Source organism: Anditalea andensis, assembly GCF_000714815.1.
Classification (GTDB): domain Bacteria; phylum Bacteroidota; class Bacteroidia; order Cytophagales; family Cyclobacteriaceae; genus Anditalea; species Anditalea andensis.
This window is the reverse complement of record NZ_JMIH01000024.1, coordinates 391,952-412,149: the sequence shown is the minus strand read 5'-3', so window position 1 is coordinate 412,149 and position 20,198 is coordinate 391,952. Positions and strand designations below refer to the sequence as shown.

16 protein-coding genes are annotated in these 20,198 nt (G+C 35.2%); all 16 read right to left on the bottom strand.

Going from position 1 to position 20,198, the window contains the following annotated elements; all coding sequences use genetic code 11:
• Nucleotides 1-262 precede the first annotated feature (262 nt).
• Nucleotides 263-1,420: a glycosyltransferase gene (locus EL17_RS18115; protein ID WP_035077246.1), complete on the bottom strand. Its 1,158-nt coding sequence runs from the start codon at nt 1,418-1,420 to the stop codon at nt 263-265.
• Between the two features lie 12 nt (nt 1,421-1,432).
• Nucleotides 1,433-2,575 carry a glycosyltransferase family 4 protein gene (locus tag EL17_RS18110; protein ID WP_084166259.1) on the bottom strand — a complete coding sequence of 381 codons (1,143 nt, stop codon included), beginning with the start codon at nt 2,573-2,575 and terminating at the stop codon, nt 1,433-1,435.
• Complete coding sequence (locus tag EL17_RS22775; RefSeq protein ID WP_164675146.1) at nt 2,575-3,774, bottom strand: O-antigen ligase family protein; 1,200 nt, start codon at nt 3,772-3,774, stop codon at nt 2,575-2,577. Before EL17_RS22775 ends, EL17_RS18110 begins: the two co-directional genes overlap by 1 nt.
• 5 nt (nt 3,775-3,779) lie before the next feature.
• Nucleotides 3,780-4,253: an acyltransferase gene (locus EL17_RS18100; protein ID WP_205623577.1), complete on the bottom strand. Its 474-nt coding sequence runs from the start codon at nt 4,251-4,253 to the stop codon at nt 3,780-3,782.
• A gap of 20 nt (nt 4,254-4,273) precedes the next feature.
• Nucleotides 4,274-5,431 carry a glycosyltransferase gene (locus EL17_RS18095; protein WP_035077240.1) on the bottom strand — a complete coding sequence of 386 codons (1,158 nt, stop codon included), beginning with the start codon at nt 5,429-5,431 and terminating at the stop codon, nt 4,274-4,276.
• Nucleotides 5,432-5,562: 131 nt separating this feature from the next.
• Entirely contained in the window at nt 5,563-6,924 is a 1,362-nt protein-coding gene (locus tag EL17_RS18090; RefSeq protein ID WP_035077238.1) for a hypothetical protein, read from the bottom strand.
• A 121-nt stretch (nt 6,925-7,045) separates the two neighbouring features.
• A complete protein-coding gene (locus EL17_RS22770) occupies nt 7,046-8,017 on the bottom strand; it encodes a glycosyltransferase family 2 protein (RefSeq protein WP_051720106.1) in 972 nt (323 codons plus the stop codon).
• Nucleotides 8,014-9,126, bottom strand: coding sequence for a glycosyltransferase (locus EL17_RS18080; protein ID WP_164675145.1), 1,113 nt, complete (start codon nt 9,124-9,126; stop codon nt 8,014-8,016). Before EL17_RS18080 ends, EL17_RS22770 begins: the two co-directional genes overlap by 4 nt.
• Nucleotides 9,127-9,183: 57 nt before the next feature.
• Entirely contained in the window at nt 9,184-10,128 is a 945-nt protein-coding gene (locus EL17_RS22765; protein ID WP_051720104.1) for a glycosyltransferase family 2 protein, read from the bottom strand.
• A 19-nt stretch (nt 10,129-10,147) separates the two neighbouring features.
• The gene (locus EL17_RS18070) at nt 10,148-11,941 is read right to left on the bottom strand and encodes an ABC transporter ATP-binding protein (RefSeq protein ID WP_035077234.1); all 1,794 of its coding nucleotides are present in this window, start codon (nt 11,939-11,941) and stop codon (nt 10,148-10,150) included.
• A 31-nt stretch (nt 11,942-11,972) separates the two neighbouring features.
• Entirely contained in the window at nt 11,973-12,743 is a 771-nt protein-coding gene (locus EL17_RS18065) for a hypothetical protein (protein ID WP_035077225.1), read from the bottom strand.
• A gap of 19 nt (nt 12,744-12,762) precedes the next feature.
• Nucleotides 12,763-13,902, bottom strand: a complete 1,140-nt coding sequence (gmd, locus tag EL17_RS18060) for a GDP-mannose 4,6-dehydratase (RefSeq protein WP_035077223.1) — start codon at nt 13,900-13,902, stop codon at nt 12,763-12,765.
• Nucleotides 13,903-13,989: 87 nt separating this feature from the next.
• Entirely contained in the window at nt 13,990-14,943 is a 954-nt protein-coding gene (locus EL17_RS18055; protein WP_035077221.1) for a GDP-L-fucose synthase family protein, read from the bottom strand.
• Between the two features lie 363 nt (nt 14,944-15,306).
• Nucleotides 15,307-17,688, bottom strand: a complete 2,382-nt coding sequence (locus tag EL17_RS18050) for a GumC family protein (protein ID WP_035077219.1) — start codon at nt 17,686-17,688, stop codon at nt 15,307-15,309.
• A gap of 8 nt (nt 17,689-17,696) precedes the next feature.
• Entirely contained in the window at nt 17,697-18,530 is an 834-nt protein-coding gene (locus EL17_RS18045) for a polysaccharide biosynthesis/export family protein (protein WP_035077217.1), read from the bottom strand.
• A gap of 721 nt (nt 18,531-19,251) precedes the next feature.
• Nucleotides 19,252-20,196 (bottom strand): GNAT family N-acetyltransferase, encoded by a 945-nt coding sequence (locus EL17_RS18040; protein ID WP_035077711.1) that lies wholly within the window; start codon nt 20,194-20,196, stop codon nt 19,252-19,254.
• Nucleotides 20,197-20,198: the final 2 nt, after the last annotated feature.

Genomic DNA, 20,198 nt, shown 5'->3' with positions numbered 1-20,198 from the left:
ATTTTAGGAATTTTTAGAGAATCAAAGGTCTGAGTACACAAAAATCTATGTACCGCTATTTCATTTTCAAAATTGTGGCTATTTATTTTTGTATACTTAAATATACATTTGTGAAAATATGAAAATGTCTCCCATAGTTTTTCAGAGGTTTTATATATATAATCTTTATTATATTTTGAGATTAGAAGTACATTTTCTTTTATGGATTTCTTTAATAAAAAACCACTCGACTGTAGTCTATTTAATACGGTATAATGCACCCTCAATTAAGATAAACCGTACTAGGAAGTGGCAGCTTAGGATCAATCATCCATGCGTATAGCTCTTTCATCTGTAGTGCCACGGCAGATTGACCATATTTTTTTACTACCAATTCTTGACCTCTCTTTCCCATCTCAACTCTTACTTCTTCATTTAGGAATACTGCAGTCTTTATAGCTGCTGTAAGGCTTTCCAAATCATTCTCCACCCACCAGCCACAGTTATATTTTGGCAAATCTCCCCACGGAGTTCCCTTTGAAGCTATCACAGGAATACCTCTCAATAATGCTTCAGTCACTACCATACCAAAATTTTCGGATTTACTGGGCAATACCAGATAGTTTAATGTATTGAGCATTTCCTCTTTTTCATTTCCATTCAAAAATCCTACAAAGGAAACATTTTTTAATCCATGCTGATTTACTTGTTTTTGTAAACTCTCTCGATAGCTCTTTTCACCGTCTCCTATCAGGACAAGCTCTATATCCCTATCAGGATTTTCTAAAGCAATTTTAGCCCAAGCATCTATGAGCACATCAATGTTTTTTATGGGATTAAAGCGTCCCATAAAACCTACCCTTACTTTGCTGCTTTTAAAAGGGGTAATGTTAGGAAGTTCACGCGGCAGCTCTAATGGATTCGCTATAACCGCTACAGGATTTTTAAGGCCATACTTTCTGATGTATTCATATTCCTGATAGCAGGTAGCCTGCAAAACTGTAGCCTGGCTTAGATCTTTATCCTGAAACAATAGCGCGGCAATTTTTTTGAATAAAGGCTTTATTTGTAATGCCGCAGGATACAGCATACCTGATACAGTAATCAGATAGGGTTTATTGGCTCTAAATGCCGATACAGCTGCCTGATGAGGTAAAAATTCCCATATCCCATGTAAATGAAACAAATCATAATTGCCCAATTGGGTTCTCAAGTAATTTGAAGCTATTTTAGAATATTGCCATTTAGGTATTTTAGACGGGGGTAGGGTATGAATAAATGCTTCGGTCGATATCATTTCATCATTTGCATTTTTAGGCTCAAAAGTAACCATATCTGCATCCAATCCTACCAGCTGAAGTCCTTTAACCAAGGTATATGAACTTAATGAAGTACCACCGGAACTCTTGTTCAATGATGTTAAAATATGTAAGGATTTCATTTCATTGTATTTTTATACATTCTTTATAATATCACTCGGCATAACTTCACCTTTAAGCCATGGAGCAATAGGCCGAGATGCTTCTTTACCATATATATACTTTACTATTCTTTTAAAATATTCGGCCCCCTGATGTCCTGATATCCTCTTATGGGCCCAGTCCTGAATGGTTTTTCTCCTTTCCGGGGATGTTGGACCAGCATGGATGGCTTTTTTGAAAACCTGACTAAAGTCCGGACTCCCATTTATGTTAAATACATATCCTCTGGTTTCATCCAATAATAAAGAGGCCGCTCCGGATTTATTACTTACAATAACACGGGTTCCTGCCATCAAAGCTTCATTCACTACTGCTCCCCAGCCGTCAAATAAACTAGGTAAAACCAAATAATCATGAGCGGACATTAAGGCATTAACCTCCCTATTGGATTTTTTACCCAAAAAATGAATCTTTTGGTGATTATCGGCTATCTGTTGGATTTCTTTTTCGAGAGGTCCAGTCCCTATGACAGAAAATTTTTCTATACCCGATGCCAGCGGTATGGCATCTTTTAATATGGGTAGTATATTCTTACGGTCGATCAATGCTCCAACGAATAAAAAACTAGGCAATTTAGCTGCACCTGAGTCTGATAAATCCACACCAGTTTTATCATGATCTTCTGTAAAATAAGCCCAGTCCCAAATCTTTTCTTTAGAAAAGCCCACTTTTTCATAACAGGCTCTTCCCAAAAATCCTTTTACTAATATTGCATCTATGTATCTACCATATCTTAATTTAATAATCCAATATTTGAGGATTCTAATCTTCCCTTTAACCCCATCTAAATTCAGGGGTTCCAAATGCACTGTAATATTTACCTTCTTTTTAACGGCAAGTTTAAATGCTTTATATACAAAAGGAAAAGCATCTATCCCCCCAAATGAATGAATAGCATTTGCTTTAGTGGTAAAAACTTCTTGGATTACCTCATCATTAGGTGAAATAATTACCCTGACACCGTCCAAATTAGGCTTTTCCCAACCTAAATTTTTTCTGTTTTCAGCCCATTCTTTTGAAACCAATAAAGTAACCGGATGATGTACAGCAAGATTTCTTAAGAAAGCCGATTGGTGCATGCTTAGGCAATACTGCCAAAATACGAATTCAGTCATTAGATGATGGATATTTTACCTGTCTGTTTAAACATATCTATATTGCCGAGCAATAACCAAAAATAGAAAAACAATACTCCTCCAGAAGATAGGACATACCCTTCTGCTATCATATGAAGGGTAAAAAATATTAAAAGACTCCCCAATACCGCAGTACTTAGCATATCAAATTTACTGTTCAATAGAAATATCAAATAACCTATAAATAATATAACAAAGGCAGAAAATCCCAAGATTCCAGTCATGGCCAAAACAGCGAGAAAAGAGCTTCCAGGTTCAATTTTTCCATCCTCAGCTTTATCATCCTTAGCACTGTCTCCTGTAAACATCAAATGGGAAAAACCTATGCCGTATAATGGAGACATGCTGAATTCCATTAGTCTAGCCTGCCAAATACTGGTTCGGGAAGCAGTCAAATCTCCTCTTTTTTCAGAACTTTCCATTTTTTGTTGTATACCGGTAGTATACTGGCTCCATATAGGGTAAGATCCTGCGGTCAATACTGTGACAATTATTATGGAATATAAAAACTTAGTAAACCGTTCCTGATAGATCTTATAGAAAAAAAACAACAATCCTGCCACACAAGCTAATATAGCGGTTCTGGAACTGGCCAATAATAAGCTTAAGAAAGAAGAACCTATACAGATCTGAAAGAATATAACCCTTTTTTTGACAGGGTGGTCCTTCCCTTTTTCCAAATAAAATAAATAAAAAGAAATCATAAGAGCTATAGCTGCCATAGGTCCCAGAATCATAGTATGGATAAAAAACCCACTCCAACCTCCCCGGCCTGCAGGTACGCCCAGTGGTAGCACCCTTGTAAGAAAACTACCGGCTCCTAATACCAAGATAGCTAAATTGGCTTTTGAAAAAGCAAAGTATCTGATCAAATAGAACTTGGGAGAACTAACCAACGGACCTATTAACCCTATGACCAATATGAATGAAACCAGTCGAAACCAGGGCTGAAAACGTGAAGGAATATCATTCATCACAATACTGATAACGCATATGAATAAAAATACACCTAAAATCGCGTTAAATCTCTGAACCCCTCCTGAAAATAAAACAAAAACAAAAAGAAGTCCCATCAATGCATAATATATATTCTGCGAAAGATGCGGACTAATTATTAAAACCTGATTAATGGCAATAAATCCCAGCCCCATGGCTGCATATCTTAAATAATTGTTCACGCTACTTAATTTAGGTTTTTTATAATCTTTGCAGGAACACCTCCTATAAGAACACCAGGAGGGAATACACCACGTACCACCGCACCTGCTGCCACTAAAGATTTTTCTCCGATAACACTGCCCGGAAGTATCGTAACGCTAGATGCTATCCACGTACCATCTCCTATAATGATATCTTCTGACTTTCCTTCTCCCGCTACCCGCTCTCCTGTTATATCTACGCTATGAGTACCGGTGGTCATTAATACATTTGGAGCAATATCTACATTCTTACCTATATGTACCATACTAGTAGATATTATCCTACAGTCATGTCCTACCCAAGTATTGGCCCCAATGTTCAGATTACCTATCCCCCTGACCCTCAAAGATGAACAGATCCTTACATTACCACCCAATTTTACCCCCATCCACGAATACATTTTGCTTTTGAGAGAAAACAAGCTTGTTTCAGGGATAAATGGTAATATAAAATTCATCAAAAATTGTAACTTGGAATTCATTTACCTGCTACATCTTTAAACAACTGATTATATTTTGCTGCTACTTTATCCGAGGTGAATTCTTTGGAATATGCTAAAGCTCTATTACTCATTTCCTTTAAATCTTGGCTGATGATGGTATGCATGGCCCTGGCCAGGTCATCCGGATTTTCATTTTCATAAAACTCCGCTATTCCTCTATCTTTTAAAAGCTCCTTTGTAATAGGTATGTCAGAAGCAATGATCGGTAACCCGCAGCTTAGTGCTTCTACCTGTACGATACCGAATCCTTCAAATCTAGAACTGAAAACAAATACGTCTGCATCAGAAAACCTATCTTCAACCTGGTCACTGAATGGCAATAAGGTAATTCTATCTGCTAAGTTATATGAATTTATTTTTTGTTCCAATAAGGGCTTTAGAGGTCCATCACCGACTATCTCCAAATTCCAGTCTTTATTGTCTCTGGCAAAGATATTAAAAGCCTCTACTACTATATCAAAACCTTTATGGTGAGTACATCTTCCCAGAGCCACAAATTTTTTATTGTTCAGTTTGGTTATTTTTTTATATCCCAAATTGTGAGCGTTATATATAAATCGGGTATTTATGTTTAGTTTCTCACTGAATTCCCTCTCATCATCTTTAGATAAAACTACTACCTTATTCAATTTAGGCAGCGTACTTCCAAATACTTCTTCGTGCTTCCAGCTGCCTCTATCAGGTGCCCCAAAAAAATGGTCGTAGGATGCCTGAATCCGACCTATCATGGGAACCCCTACACTTTCTTTAATAGAACCTATCCATAAAGAACCTGCTACATCAAATCCTACCACAAGATCAAATTTGTTGGATTGTATAAATTTTTTTAAAAAACGGTTTTGTTTGGGCAAAAACATCATCTTGGAATACCAATCTGCTCTCTTACCAGTAAAAAAACCTTTAGTAGCTATCCATGTCACTGCATTTCGTATTACTTTTCTGAATAGGCTCAATTCATAATAATCAATCTTAAAATCCTCTTCGTTGATATTATATGGATTACCTTCCTTTCTTTTTGAAGTAAGCAGAAGATGTATTTCATGCTCTTTAGAAAGCTCCTTGGCTATAGTGGATGATATACGCTGAGTGCCTCCATGGGAAAAAACCGTATAGGTAATAAAGCAAATCTTCATAATATTGTATTGTAATAAGAGTATATGTAGCCCGACTGTATATAATCTAACCTATCTATCCTATAAGAATTTGAATAATACTTATAAGCTTCTATTTAGGTGCTATTGATTAGGTGATCAGGAGGGCAAAATTAAATTTCACTGATATATTCATTCTTGTTAGCCACTATTTTATCTAATAATCCTAGACAATTATTAACCGCTGGCCTAAAAAACTTATCAGTATCTTCATTAATATAAGTAAAGGGCCTTTTCATCAGGGATATTGTTATCGCAGTTAAAAAAAATAAGACGATATCTATATCGTCATATGCCTCTGAATATTCTATTTCTTCAAGAAAAAAATCCAATATTGTTTGATAGCTGTATTGAGCCTCCACGAATAAAGTAGCAATATCCAGAAGTTTTGGTGCGAATGTACAATTAGCCCAATCGACAATCAAAAATTTTTCGGAATTCGGAAGGTATAAGATATTGGATATTTGAAAATCCCCCTGACAAAGCGAATAATGCTTCTCTGGAATTATATATTGGCATAAATTACTGGCCCTGATTTTTTCAAAAAACATAACCAGCATAAATTTGAGTTCAGGTCGATACGCCTGATTATTTAGTACTTCTAAATTCCACTCCATTATACGGTGGAAATAAGAAGGTTCATGTATTCTACTAAATGATCGCGACAAATAACGAGGTGCAGCACCTAGATAGAAAGGTCTTTTTATTTTTTCGTATATAGTAGTAGAAAAAGTACAGGTTTGAATGAATTCTTTATGGCACTTAATAATTCTATCTAACTTAGTATGGTCCGAAGGAACACCAGAAATAAAATCTAGGGTTAGACAGGATAATAGCCCATTTTTACTTTTTAGGGTACCTATCAGTTCAGGAGTAATTTCATGGAGATAGGGATAGATGTCTCTGATTTCCAAATAAAACAAATAATCATTCTGCTGTAATGCTGTTATACTAATTTTAGTTACGTATTTTTTTCTGACACTATCAATATTGTGTAATATATATCCAAAATTATCTGATCGATTTATGCCCTCTATATATTGGGAACTTACTTCATTAGGAAAAACAGATATTTTATTGGCCAGTAATTTAAAAAGGCGATTTCCAAATGAATGTTGTAAAGATTCTTTAAGGAGAGATATTACTACCGCTTGCGTTTCTTTATTAAGATGTTCAAGCAGACTATTCATGTATTGTTGGATTAAAAAGTAGTTACATATTTCTAACGAATTGTATTTATTTTTGATTTTAATCAAAAATGATATGGCTCTATAACTAATATTTTCATGGCTACAAAAGTATGAAAATTGATAAATTAATTCTAAATCCGCTTTACCCTGTTCAAAACTTTCTTCTATAGCTTTGGTATACCTATAATAGGTTATGTCATCATGATATGATTTCCCATACTTAAAAAGTATCTCAAATTTATTTTTAAGTATATCAAATTTGTACTTAAAATCAATATTGAACATAATTGAATGAGACCTGACCTATTAGCGTGTGTCCAAAATAAACAACTATAATAGAATATCTTATAAAATTGTTAATGAAAACAAAAAAATAAAAATAATTATATTAAAATTTTAATAAAGGTTAATTTTTAGTAAACTTATTAAAGGTACTGATCATTTTCGAATATTGAACAGGTAAGTTACTGATTAGCTTATATTTCAAATGATATTTAAAATTCATATTTGGCCATTTTTCTAAGGGTTTAAGTCGCTGGAGCTTCACAATATCTTCATTTCCTAGATCATACTGATTTCTATCAGTGAGGTAATTACTATATTGCTGAAGTATGTATTGGTTCAGGTAGATCCTAAAAGGACTACATGATGGTATCTGACTACGAAAAGATTTCATAGATTCAAATATTTTATACCAACTCTCTATTTTTTTAGGATTAAAAGTGGTCATGATAGAACCTGATCTAATTAAGTGAGCGTAAACGGGCTTGTTATATGTAATGAGTTTTTCAACATGATATAACAGCTTGGGTGTATGCTCATTATCTTCATGTACTATCCCTTCATAAAAAGAAAGATGATGTTGCCTCAAAAACTCAGTATTGCAAATGTACCTCCATGAATTGAGAAAATCTCCCGGCCGATTTTTAAAATATTCTGTACCGGTATATATGTGATTATCTAAATAGTTTAAATTTTCAATAGCGGAACCCGTAATGTTATCATTTTGATCCACTTTATAAAAATTGACTATAAGTGCATCAGCATTTTTTTCATCAAGTTTACCTATAATATCTGATAAAATATCATGCTCTATCCAATCATCACTGTCTATAAACCAGACATATTTTCCATTGGCATGATTTAAACCTGTATTTCTAGCACCACTTAATCCTTTGTTATCCTGCCTAATAAGTCGAATATTGCTATATGTATCTTCATATTCGCTGGCGATTTGATTAGAATTATCAGTGGAACCATCGTCTACTATGATAATTTCATATGTGTCTTTAGCTATATCTTGGTGTAGGCAACTTTCTATACATCTGGCAAGATATTTTTCAACATTGTAAACCGGTAAAACTAAAGATATTTTCATGATTCTATTAAATCATAGATTTCTGACATCACTTTATTCTCGTCAAATTGAACAGCTCTTTTTTTAGCTTGATTTCTGATATGAACTAGCTTTTCAGGATCATCAATCAGGGATTTAACACCCATATAAATGGATTCATCGTCATGATCTACTAATATTCCATATTCGCTTTTCCCTAGGATCTCCTCTGATCCTGAGTTATGGGTACAGATGACAGCTTTATTGAGGCATATGGCTTCACATACTGTAAGTGGATATCCTTCAGCTAATGATGAATTTATGTATATATCAGCAGCTTTTATAAAAGGGTAAGGGTTGGTTTGAAATCCTAAAAATTTAATATATTTTTCCAAAGACAGGTCTTTAACCTGTTGCTTTAATGCGTTTAATAATGGTCCCTGGCCGATTATCCATATCTCGAAATCGTATAGGTCAGTACGAAGCCTATCACCTAATCTTACAAGCCTATCAAAACACTTCTGATCTTCCAGCCGACCTACTGATACCAGAGTAAAGGTTTTTTTCTGAACCTCAAATTCCTCTCCCTTTTCCATAATTTCGGGTAATGGAATCAAATTATTCTGAACAAACTGGGGAATACCATTAACTTTAAATTTTTCATTAAAAGCACGCTGAGAATCCTTGCTCACGAATACTATCTTATCAAACTGTTTATAATACCAGGTTTCCTCGTTAGATGTTTTGAAATACTGCTTGGTATAATGGTTATTGACCAAATCTATATGTACCCAAGCTATACGCTTTGCATTCCCCTTATTTTTCCACGCCAGGTACTTTGTAGAAAGTCCTTCCATAAAAGCAATTTCCACATCATATTTCTCTTTAAAGAGAAAGTTATAATATAACTTGGGGATAAAATCTAATTTGAATTTTTGAGGCCATTGAAAAATCACTTTATTATATAACCTTAGCTTAAATTTTCCCTTTGGATAAAGAGCCCGAACCTTTACCTCTACGGGTAGATCGGAAAGATAAACCCCTACTGGGAATATTAAACCCAGCTCTACTTCATATTTGTTATAATCAAATCGCTTAAGAATATCCAACAAAACTTTTTCGGCACCCCCGCCACGGAGTGTACTCATCATAAAAAATATTTTCTTTTTATTTCCAGTCATTTGATAAATATTAAAAATGAGATAGTATTATGCTTTTAATAATTTTAAAATCTTTCCTTTAAACACATCCATCGAATATTTAAAACTTAAATACTCTAATGTACCCATCACGCTTTGAGCCTTTTTGGTAGCTTTATTGTCAAAAACTTTAAGTGCTAATGCATATTTAAATCTAAACAGATAGTATTTGTTCCAAAAACCAAACTTATAAAATGGCACATGGGGAATGATTAGCTGCTTATGTATCTCTACCAGTGAATGGGTGGATACAGGACTGTATAATGCCGTCTTAGAAAAGGATACACCAAAATTCACCCTATAATAAGTAGTAACTTTGGGTAGAAAATAAATCCTGTAATCCATCTGGGTAAGTTTAAGCCATAATGGTAAATCCTGGATAAAGAACCTGTCGTCATAGCCCCCCACCTCAATGATCGTCTTACGGTGCAAAAATGTAACGGGCGCTGCATTAAAACTATCTACCAAGAAATATTCATATTGCTTTTTAGCTGGTAAATCAAAGAATTTATAATGTCTGGGATAAGGATATTCTTGGGAAACATGATCTTCGTTATCTATCTGATTTACAAATGTTCTCATCTTTGAAAAGACGACTTTGCAATTCGGGTTATGAGAAACAAATTCTATGTTTGATTTTAAGCAATCATCAGCTAAAATATCATCTCCATCAATAAATTTTAACCATTCCCTAGAAGCTACTTTTAACCCTCTGTTATAATTGGCAGCTATCCCTCTTTTTTCATTTCCTGGATTACTTATGATTTTGTATGGATTTTTATCAGGATCCAGATTTTGCTTGCACCATTCAGTAACTATTTTTACTGTATTATCCTGAGAGCCATCATCTGCTATGATTAATTCATAATCCGTAAAAGTCTGCCTCTTGACACTTTCTAATGTAGGAATGATTACATTTTCTAAATTATAAGCTACTACTATTACCGAAATCATTGTTATTTGGTTTTGCCTATTAAATCTCCTGAAGAGAAACCATATTTTTAAAAATATTAGATTGCTGAGTCAGGTCATAAAAATTACCTATTCCTTTTACATACCCTTTCTGTAAAAGGACGATTTTGTCCGCATTCTTGATAGTAGATAGTCTATGTGCAACGATCAGGATGGTATATCTACCTTTTAGAGCATCTATATTTTTCTGAATGGCTTTTTCTGTCTCTGAATCCAGGGCAGATGTAGCTTCGTCCATTATTAAAATTTCAATATCCTTATACAATTCTCTAGCTATGGATAATCGCTGTTTTTGCCCCCCACTCACCATAATACCATTACTACCTAGTTCAGCATTTTCTTTTTCTTCCAATTCCCGGACAAATTCTGATATGGATGCTTTTTCTAATGCATCCCAAAATTTTGCTTTATTTTCTGGTGTAGGTTCATCCCAGAAGGTAATGTTATTAAACACTGTATCATCAAAAATCACGGGTTCCTGAGTAATATACCCTATTTTTTGAGAAAAAACCCTCATATCCAAGGAACTTCTGTCTACGTCATCTATGAAAATTTTGCCTTCGTCCGGGTTCATAAGACCTGTCAATACATTTACAAGAGTTGTTTTGCCGCTACCGCTTTCTCCCACAAATGCTATAGTTTCATTCTTGTTTAATTTAAGATTGATATCCTTTAAGATGGCGGTGTTACCATAGTTAAAACTCATGTTTTCTAATGTAATGGCATTCCTAAAGGTAAAATCCTTTACAGGTCCAAATTTTTCTTCACTCTTGGAAAGCTCACGCATAAATGAAGTCATATTTTCCAAAGATCCTGAAGTAGATATAAACTGGTTCCAACTGTTCTGTAATCCCATAATATAGGACAACGCCCTATAAAAAAACAACAAACTCAAAATGATAACACCCATAGAGGTTTCGAAAAAATTCACCTGTACGAGTATCACTACCGCCACGACTGTCACTACTAGGGGTTCTCTTGATCCACTTAAAATAGCACTCAATTTTCCCATTCTAATACCGATATCTTCCACGGTACGAATATTTTGTTTTAACTTATTCCCAAATCTGTATATTAAACCGGTAGCTTTTAAATATTTAAAAAATGCTACTTTCTGAATCAGTAGTCCCTGGTAAACATGAGCGCCTGCAGTGAGCTCCCTAGACAGTTTTTTGGTCAGTTTATAAATCTTACTGTAGATAAAATTAGTCAATGCGCCACCTAAAAGCACAAAAAATGCAAACTGTGCATTAGCAAAAAATGCCATTGCTGAATATACTACTACCATAATAAAAGACTGTATGGTATTAAAATAGTAAGTATATGCCTGCATTACTCTTGACACCTCGCCACTAAAGGTATTTTGAATCCGGCCAGTATCTGTTTGGACAAAGGATTTATATTTGAAATTGGACAGACGGTCGATATTATCAAACCTCATTTTGGTGACAAAGTATTTTTTAAGGAATACTGAGTAATAAGAAGAACCAAAATAGAAGATACCTTTCAGGCAGAAAAAGAAAATCAGCATAAATAATACTGCATTGATCCCGGTTCCAAGCCCTATCCATTCCATAAAATCAACCAAAAAGCCCATTCCGCCCATATCATCCGAAGAGGCCTGGCCATCTGTAGATTCTAATAAAGGCAAAAACATGGCTATACCAAAGCCATCCAATACACCTACTGTAAGGCTTAGGCCCAGTGCGATGAATAATCTATGGCGTAAATGAACATAGAAATAAGCAAAGGACGAAAAATATTTGATGATGAATTTTTTGATTAGATCAAGCATGATTGCTGGTAGTGATAGTAATTATTTTGTCTTAAACTATTTCTGTACTGACCGTATCAGAAGTAAGCATAGATATAGCTTTTATGATTTTATTAATATTGATAGAGACATCATCCTGGGTATTCATGTGCAGAGTATTGATCCCCAACTGCTCATAATATTCAGCCTTACTGGCATAATGATCCATAGATTTTTGCAGAAAGGCTACTGTTTTTCTTTCATCAGGTACTACAGCCCTTATATTATCTCTTTCTCTTTTAAGAATATTTTCCCGAAGTTGTGAAGGGTCACAAAAACAATGAACAATTAGATCTGCATCTACGTATTTGACTATGGACCTATCTTTTTTCACAAAAGGAGCATGCTGAGCAATAGACTCATCCATTAATACTGCTAAACTATCATCCGGATATAAAGATAGGTTCAAGCCATCTATTATCTGACGGAACAATCCAGCGATATAATAATATTTATTCAAGGTATTCCTATCAGACGAAATAGATTCATTCATTCTATCAGAAAGCCAATCGTTAATCAAAGGATAAGTATTAAAAAATTCAGTATCTCTTTTGGCATTTATTCTATTGGCAATTTCATTACTAATATCCTGGTCGGGAAAGAGTTTTATAAAAGTTGCAGCCAACTTATAAATTTTACTGTAACGTTTAGCATTTAGCTGAGCGACTAAATTTAGGCCTCTATTTCGAGATACAAATTTTTGATCTCCCTGGTATTTGAGCACTTCATCTATGATAAATGATTTACCAGTACCGGGAGATCCTAAAAAGTCTATTCTAAACATGTTTTTTTATAGTAATAAATTAATCCATTTGGTTTAAAACCTTATGGCCCGCATTAATCAAATCAATGTTTCTCTTAAACAAAACCACATCTGCCTGTACCATCTCTTCAATTAATTTAGGAAGATCATATTTAGGTACCCATTGTAATTTTTCTTTGGCCTTAGTAGGATCACCTATCAATAGATCTACTTCTGTAGGACGGAAATAAGCTGGATCGACCTTTACTAAGACATCTCCTATGGCTGCCTTTATAGGATTATCACCCAAAATTGATTTTGCTTTATCCGAATCAATTGAATCTAGAATACAAACCTCATCCAAGCCTTCGCCTTCGAACCTAACAGTAAACCCAACTTCTAAAAATGCCAGTTTTATAAAATCCCTAACGCTGGTAGTGACTCCAGTAGCGATAACATAATCCTCTGCTTTTTCCTGCTGAAGAATCCTCCACATGGCTTCTACATAATCTTTTGCATGGCCCCAGTCTCTTTTGGCATCCATATTACCCATGTAAAACTGATCCTGAAGGCCTAAGGCAATCTTAGCTACAGCACGAGTGATTTTTCTGGTCACAAAAGTTTCCCCTCTCAATGGAGATTCATGATTGAAAAGTATTCCATTACAAGCATACATATTATATGCTTCTCTGTAATTAACAGTGATCCAATAGCCATACAATTTAGCTACCGCATAGGGGGATCGGGGATAAAAAGGAGTAGTTTCTGACTGCGGAACTGCCTGGACCAGCCCATATAGTTCGGAAGTACTCGCCTGATAAATCTTAGTCTTTTTTTCCAAACCTAAAAGCCGTACCGCTTCCAAAATTCTTAATGTACCTATCCCATCTGCATTAGCAGTATATTCAGGAGTGTCAAAACTAACCTTGACATGGCTCATAGCAGCTAAATTATATATTTCATCAGGCTGTACCTTTTGAATAATGCCGGTCAGGTTCATGGAATCAGTCAAGTCTCCATAGTGTAAGATTAGTTTAGGATCTACTTCATGGGGATCTTGGTAGAGATGGTCTATTCTATCCGTATTGAGTAGAGATGATCTTCTTTTAATACCATGTACTGTATATCCTTTTTCCAGTAAAAGTTCAGCTAGATACGCTCCATCCTGACCGGTAATTCCTGTGATAAGTGCGGTTTTCATTCTTTAGTTTTAATAATTGCCCAAAAGCAGATGTATAAAATTGTAATATGATATTTTAATATCGATGCGGTGAAAGGCTAATAACCATTAGATTTTAACATTTTTCACGCTCTTTTCATTATCCAAAAACCATTGATAAGTTTGGCTAATACCATGCTCTAGAGAAATTTCATAATTCCATCCTGCTTGAGCTAACCTGGATACATCCATCAATTTCCTAGGTGTACCATCAGGTTTGGTATGGTCCCATTGAATAGTTCCTTCATGACCTACTATACGCTGGATAGTTGCGGCCAAATCCATAATGGAGAGATCTTCCCCACTTCCAACATTGTACAAATGATCCTCAAGCTTATTTTCCATAGCAAATACCACAGCTTTGGCCATGTCATCTACATGTAGAAATTCTCTTTTTGGTGTACCTGAACCCCATAAGACTACTTCGCTATGGTTATTTACCTTGGCTTCATGAAACTTACGGATCATTGCAGGTAATACATGAGAGGTATTTAAATCAAAATTGTCATGCGTACCATATAAATTGGTAGGCATCAAAGATACGAAATCCTTACCATATTGCTTTCTTATGGCTTCACAGGCTTTCACTCCTGAAATTTTAGCTATGGCATACCATTCATTGGTAGGCTCCAATTGCCCAGTTAAAAGGTATTCTTCTTTTAGAGGTTGAGGTGCCAGTTTAGGATATATGCAAGAGCTTCCCAAAAATATAAACTTTTTCACTTCATGCTCGTGGGCGCAGTTGATAAGATTATTCTGGATAAGCATATTATCCATAATAAATTGGTATGGATAAGAATTATTGGCCAGGATACCCCCTACTTTTGCAGCAGCATCTATAACAATATCAAGTTTCTCTTCTTCAAAAAAGCTAGATACCTCTCGCTGGTTTCTTAAATCAAGTTCGTTACTGGATTTCCCTATAAGATTAGTATATCCTAAGTTTTCCAAAAGTCGCCATATAGCTCCTCCTACCATACCCTTATGTCCAGCAATATATATTTTAGCGTTTAAATTTTTCATCTTTGATAAATAAATGGTATTTTAAATCTGATTTAAGAAAAATATAATCAAAATTATTAAATTATCTGTTATGATAGAAATCTATTATATTAAAAGATCATTATTATAATAAGTTAAAGTGATGATTTTAAAGCATATAATTTTTTATTCCCTTTTCCTTCTTTTTATATTAGATCAACTTGGACACAGCTTCGCCACGTAAGTCACATTGACATTTTCAATTATTAAATAATTATAGTTTATTCTAATTAATATTATATAAAACAGTACGAAAAGGATATACTTTTCATGTCACTTGGAAAAACCAAATGTTAAAATGCACAAAATTGTAGGAAACGATGGGTACATCGTCTCCCAGTTTTATTAAATTTTTACAGGTGAGGTTGCTTTTTTAGATGATTTGTCTTCTATCTCATCTCCATAATAGCCATAAGCATAGCCAGCCTTCACATCTTCAGAGTCATTATAAACTACATATAATGATTTAAAGCCAGTTTTACCCAGGATTTCTTTACTAGCCTCCAAGGCAGCCAAGCTGGTTTGATTCTGTCTGGTTACGAATAAGCCCACATCGGACATACCCATTATATCTAAGGTTTCAGAAACTACTCCCACAGGTGGGGTATCTAAAATAACAATGTCAAATTGTTCTTTTAAGGATGCGATAAATGTCTTAAACTTATTGGTAAGTATTAATTCTGCAGGGTTTGGAGGAATAGGCCCTGCTAATACTAAATGTAAATTATCATATTCTGTTTTGACCACTACTTCATCAAAGCTCTTTTGCCCGATAAGATAAGAAGTAAGACCTACTTTATTATCATAATCAAATGAGGTATGTAATTTTGGTTTTCTTAAATCCAGGCCGACCAAAACTGTCTTCTTGCCACTAAGTGCAAATATGGATGCTAGATTGATAGAGGTGAAAGTCTTACCATCCTGAGGCTGCGCCGATGTCACAAAGATGGTTTTCATACTTTGATCCGGAAATAAATACTTAAAATTTGCCCGTATGGACCTATAGGATTCCGTAACATGGGACTTAGGGAAATTATAAACAGCCAGATCCCCATACACTTTGCTTTTTGGTACATTTCCTATCACCGGCAGATCCAGGTATCGTTTTACATCACTCTGACTTTCTACATTCTTTCTAAAGAAGTCCTTTAAGAAAATGAATAACCCAGGTAATAAAAACCCTACCAATACACCAATCATCAGGTTGTTATCTTTCTTAGGAAATACGGAACCTACCACACGGGGTTCATCTAATATGTTATTTTGGGGACGTGTGGCTGCTTTTGAAATAGCAGATTCGGCCCTTCTTTGAAGTAGATAATTATAAATACCCTCATTGATGGTAAACTTTCTCTGGATAGATAGTAACCTTCTCTCAGTAGCAGGAAGTGCATTTACTTCTTGATTTATTCTACCGATCCTACTATCGAGCTCTCTTACCTGATTTCTGGTGTTGATCAGTAGCTGGCGAAGATTTTCATCTAAAGACCTCAGCATGATTCTAAAAGCCTCTTCTTGCCTGATCAGTTCTGGATTTGCTCTTGTCAGGGATAACCGCATAGATGAAAGTTTCCCCTGCTGTTCCAGCACCCGGCTTACCAACTGGTTCAATACCGGCTCAGATACCCCGGCTAAAGACGGTACCATAAGTTCCTCATATCGCTCCTCGTTTACATATGCTGCTAGGGTTTCATAGTACCGGAGACTGATTTCCAATATGGCTTTTTGTTCTTCTAAATCAGCTAATCTTCCGTAAATGGAAGCACCTTCGCTACTTAAATTAAAAATCTGGTTGCTTGTCCTGTAATTTTCGAGACGGTTTTCAATAAAATTGAGGGAATCGGTGATCCCATCCAGTTGCGAATCTATGAAATGTACGATATTTTCGGCCGTTTCATTTGCAGCAAGGAGTTCTTCTTCAAGATACTGGTTCATCAAAGCGTTCAAGTAAGTAGTGGCACGGGCCTTAGATGTGCTTTCCATAGATAGCTTAAGTATCGTACTCCAATTAGCAGGAACTTCATAAAGCACCGCCCCTACATAGCTTTTCACCAATTCTTCAGTAGGTTTAAAAGTAACATTGAGCTCTCCTCTGAATGATGGGTCAATAATGTTCAATGTAATAACTCCTAAAGCAGTTTGCTGGGCCGGACCTTCTTTTAATTTGACATTCAGCTCTCCTGTATTTGAGGAATAGGTATTTGTGACCGGGTTATAGATCTGATAAGTTTTACCACTTGCATTAATTTCCACGCCCTGATCGGTTACGGATAATAACATTTCTTTATTCGCAACAAATGGTTTATTGATATCTAAGGTCAGGCTTATTGGTGATTTCCCATAGAGATCCTGTACATGTCCCAAGATATTTTTTTCAGATATGTTCACATGGAAATCCAAATTGGCCAAGGTCCTCCTATGAAGCCCATATGAAGAGAGGATTCCGACTTCGTTTTCTAGGTTTGTACCTTTTTGAGGAACCAGGTTTTCGAAAAGCACAGATCCTACAGCCTGCCCATAATCAGCCGCCAATATGGTAGATTCTACTTTATACCGACTGTATAAAACACCGTTATAAGCATAGGCTATGGCAAATCCAATACCAGCAAAAATGATAAAAAGATACCACTTGGCCAGTAATTTTTGCAGCAAAGACTTAAAGTCATAGCCTGCTGAATCATCTCCAAATGGGTTGGAGTTGCTGTTTGTATTTTGGTTATTACTCATATTTTTTTCTAATTAATAAACAGTGCATATACAAATATACCTGCAGATAATAATGTCATTAATAATTGGAAACTTTGAACCCCCGTTTCACCTGTTCCCAATTCTCTGGCCCTGATAGGTTCAGCATAGAGCTGGTCATTTGGTTGGATAAAATAAAAAGGGGATTTGATAATATTACGATCCCTTAGATTTACCCTATGTAGTCTGGTTCCATCAGGATATTGTCTAAGTATCATGATTTCATCTCTTTTGGCATATATAGTAAGATCTCCAGAATTAGCTATAGCTTCAAAGATAGTCAATCTGTTCTGCAGCACTACATGTTTTCCCACCCCTCTGAATTCTCCAAAGGTAGCATATCTAATACCGCCCAATTTCACCTGAACAAATAACTCTTCCTGAAAGTATTTCATCAAGTTGAGTTGAACCTGTTCTTTGATTTCATCTATATTTTTACCGTCCACGTGCAGTTTGCCTACAAAGGGTAATTCAATCTCTCCATCTTTATTGACAGTATAACCTGTCATATAATAAATATCGCCGCCTCCGCCGCCCATACCCATCATTCTACCCCCTGCTCCACCTGCTCCTGCCCTACCACCACCAGTGGCCATGGCAAATATTTCGTTTACTTCCGGATTTAACGACCTTACCTGAACATCAATAATATCGTCTTTCTGTATCCTGTATACAGGTACATCATAGGTAATAAGTGTTTCTTCCTCTATACGTGGCGTACCAGGAAGATTTTGTAAATACATAATTTTTCTATTGGAAATACACCCAGATGCAAACACCATGAGAAATACCACACCTAAAGCATTGAATAAAAATCTTTTCATAAAATTATTAGACTATTGAATTAATGACGCAAGTTATAAATAATTATTTACATATACAATAATGCATTTCAAATATATATTTTTGAAGATCAATTCACATCCACCTTCTTTGTTTTTTATTCTAAACAATATATTTAGTTAAACTTCCCAAGTACCCTATCTCTCATAGTAAATGATGTATTTCTCGCCGGATATTATTCCTTTATATCCTAAAAGCGACGTATACGCAACATTAATAATTCGAAGGAAAGACATGGTTCTAAAGATAGGTATATAATGGTGGAGTACATTTATGAGGAAAACATTACTTTAAGAGATTTGTATTTTATATCTCTTTTTTTGTCAGAAAAAGTATACAAAAGGCTATTTAACATCATTTTAGATTCAGATTCGCTTGATAGTTTGGAGAGTGGCAAACAACTATTTTGCCAATTTTTATATTATCTCTCATAAAGGATGTAAAGCCTGGTAAAGATTTCTGATTTCCTGCTATTTAAATGGGTTAATATAGTATTTACTCCCATTTAAATTTAAGCGTTTTAGACCCAAAAGTCAGATAGACGATATATGAAAGAGGCTATTATCATTATTTAAAAAAATAATTAGCGGATAATGCAAGGATCTTTTTGCAGAGTTCATAATGAAATTTAATTTAGAGCTTGCAAAAATAGAGGATTAATAGTTAATAATGAATTAATTAACAAAACAAATTAGAATTTTCCTAGTTTCTCCTTACTTTATCCCTTTCATAAGTTTCCATATGCCGGGTTTTCTTAGTTTCATATATATCGGCAATGGTTATTAGTATACCAGTCTCTTCCACAGCCCCAAATTCATTGTTCATAGAAGTGCCGAAAGTTTTCATGGTAGAAGATAAATTCATATAGGTATTGATCAGGGGAGGTATGTTTTCACCCAGGGATCTTATCCTGCTGTTTAGTATTTTATAGCCTTCTTTGTATGTTAGCCCTTTGAATATGCCCCCAAAAGTGCTGGGGTTATGGTGATAAGACAAAGGATGTATAGGAGATACCAAATTTTCCGGATCTGGGAAATAGGTATTCATAAAATAAAGGAGTAGATCTCTCCCTTCGCGGTTATAGTGAGGGTACATGGTAACTTTTCCAAATAGGTACTCGATATCTGGATTCATCATCACTACAGCTCCGAGTCCATCCCAGAGGTTATCCAGTGAAAATAATCCTTTCCTGTTATCCTGGCTGGGCTGGTACTTGGGCTGAACAAATGATCTTCCCAATTCTATGGTGGTGGGCAGGTACTCCTCCCTGAACTTTTCAGAAAAATCAAAAAGATGGGCTGTTGACAGATTTATCTGTCCGTGGTGGTTTGTTCCTGCATGAGAACATTTAATAAGCCTATAACCAGCTATGATCTCTTCATCCTCAGCATTCCAGGCAATAAGTTGGTCATAACAGTTTTCGTTAATATCGTTTTCATCGATATCCATCGGCATTCCTGTACCTCCTCCTGCTTTTCTAAAAGTGAGCTCCCGCAATCTGCCTATCTCTTTTAAAACGTTTGGGGCATTGTGGTGATTTATCAAATAAATTTCATTGTTACCATTATTGGTATACCTAAGGAATCTGTCCTCAGACAATTCCCTTTTAATCAAATCTCTATCTATAGGTAATATTATATCTTGCATAA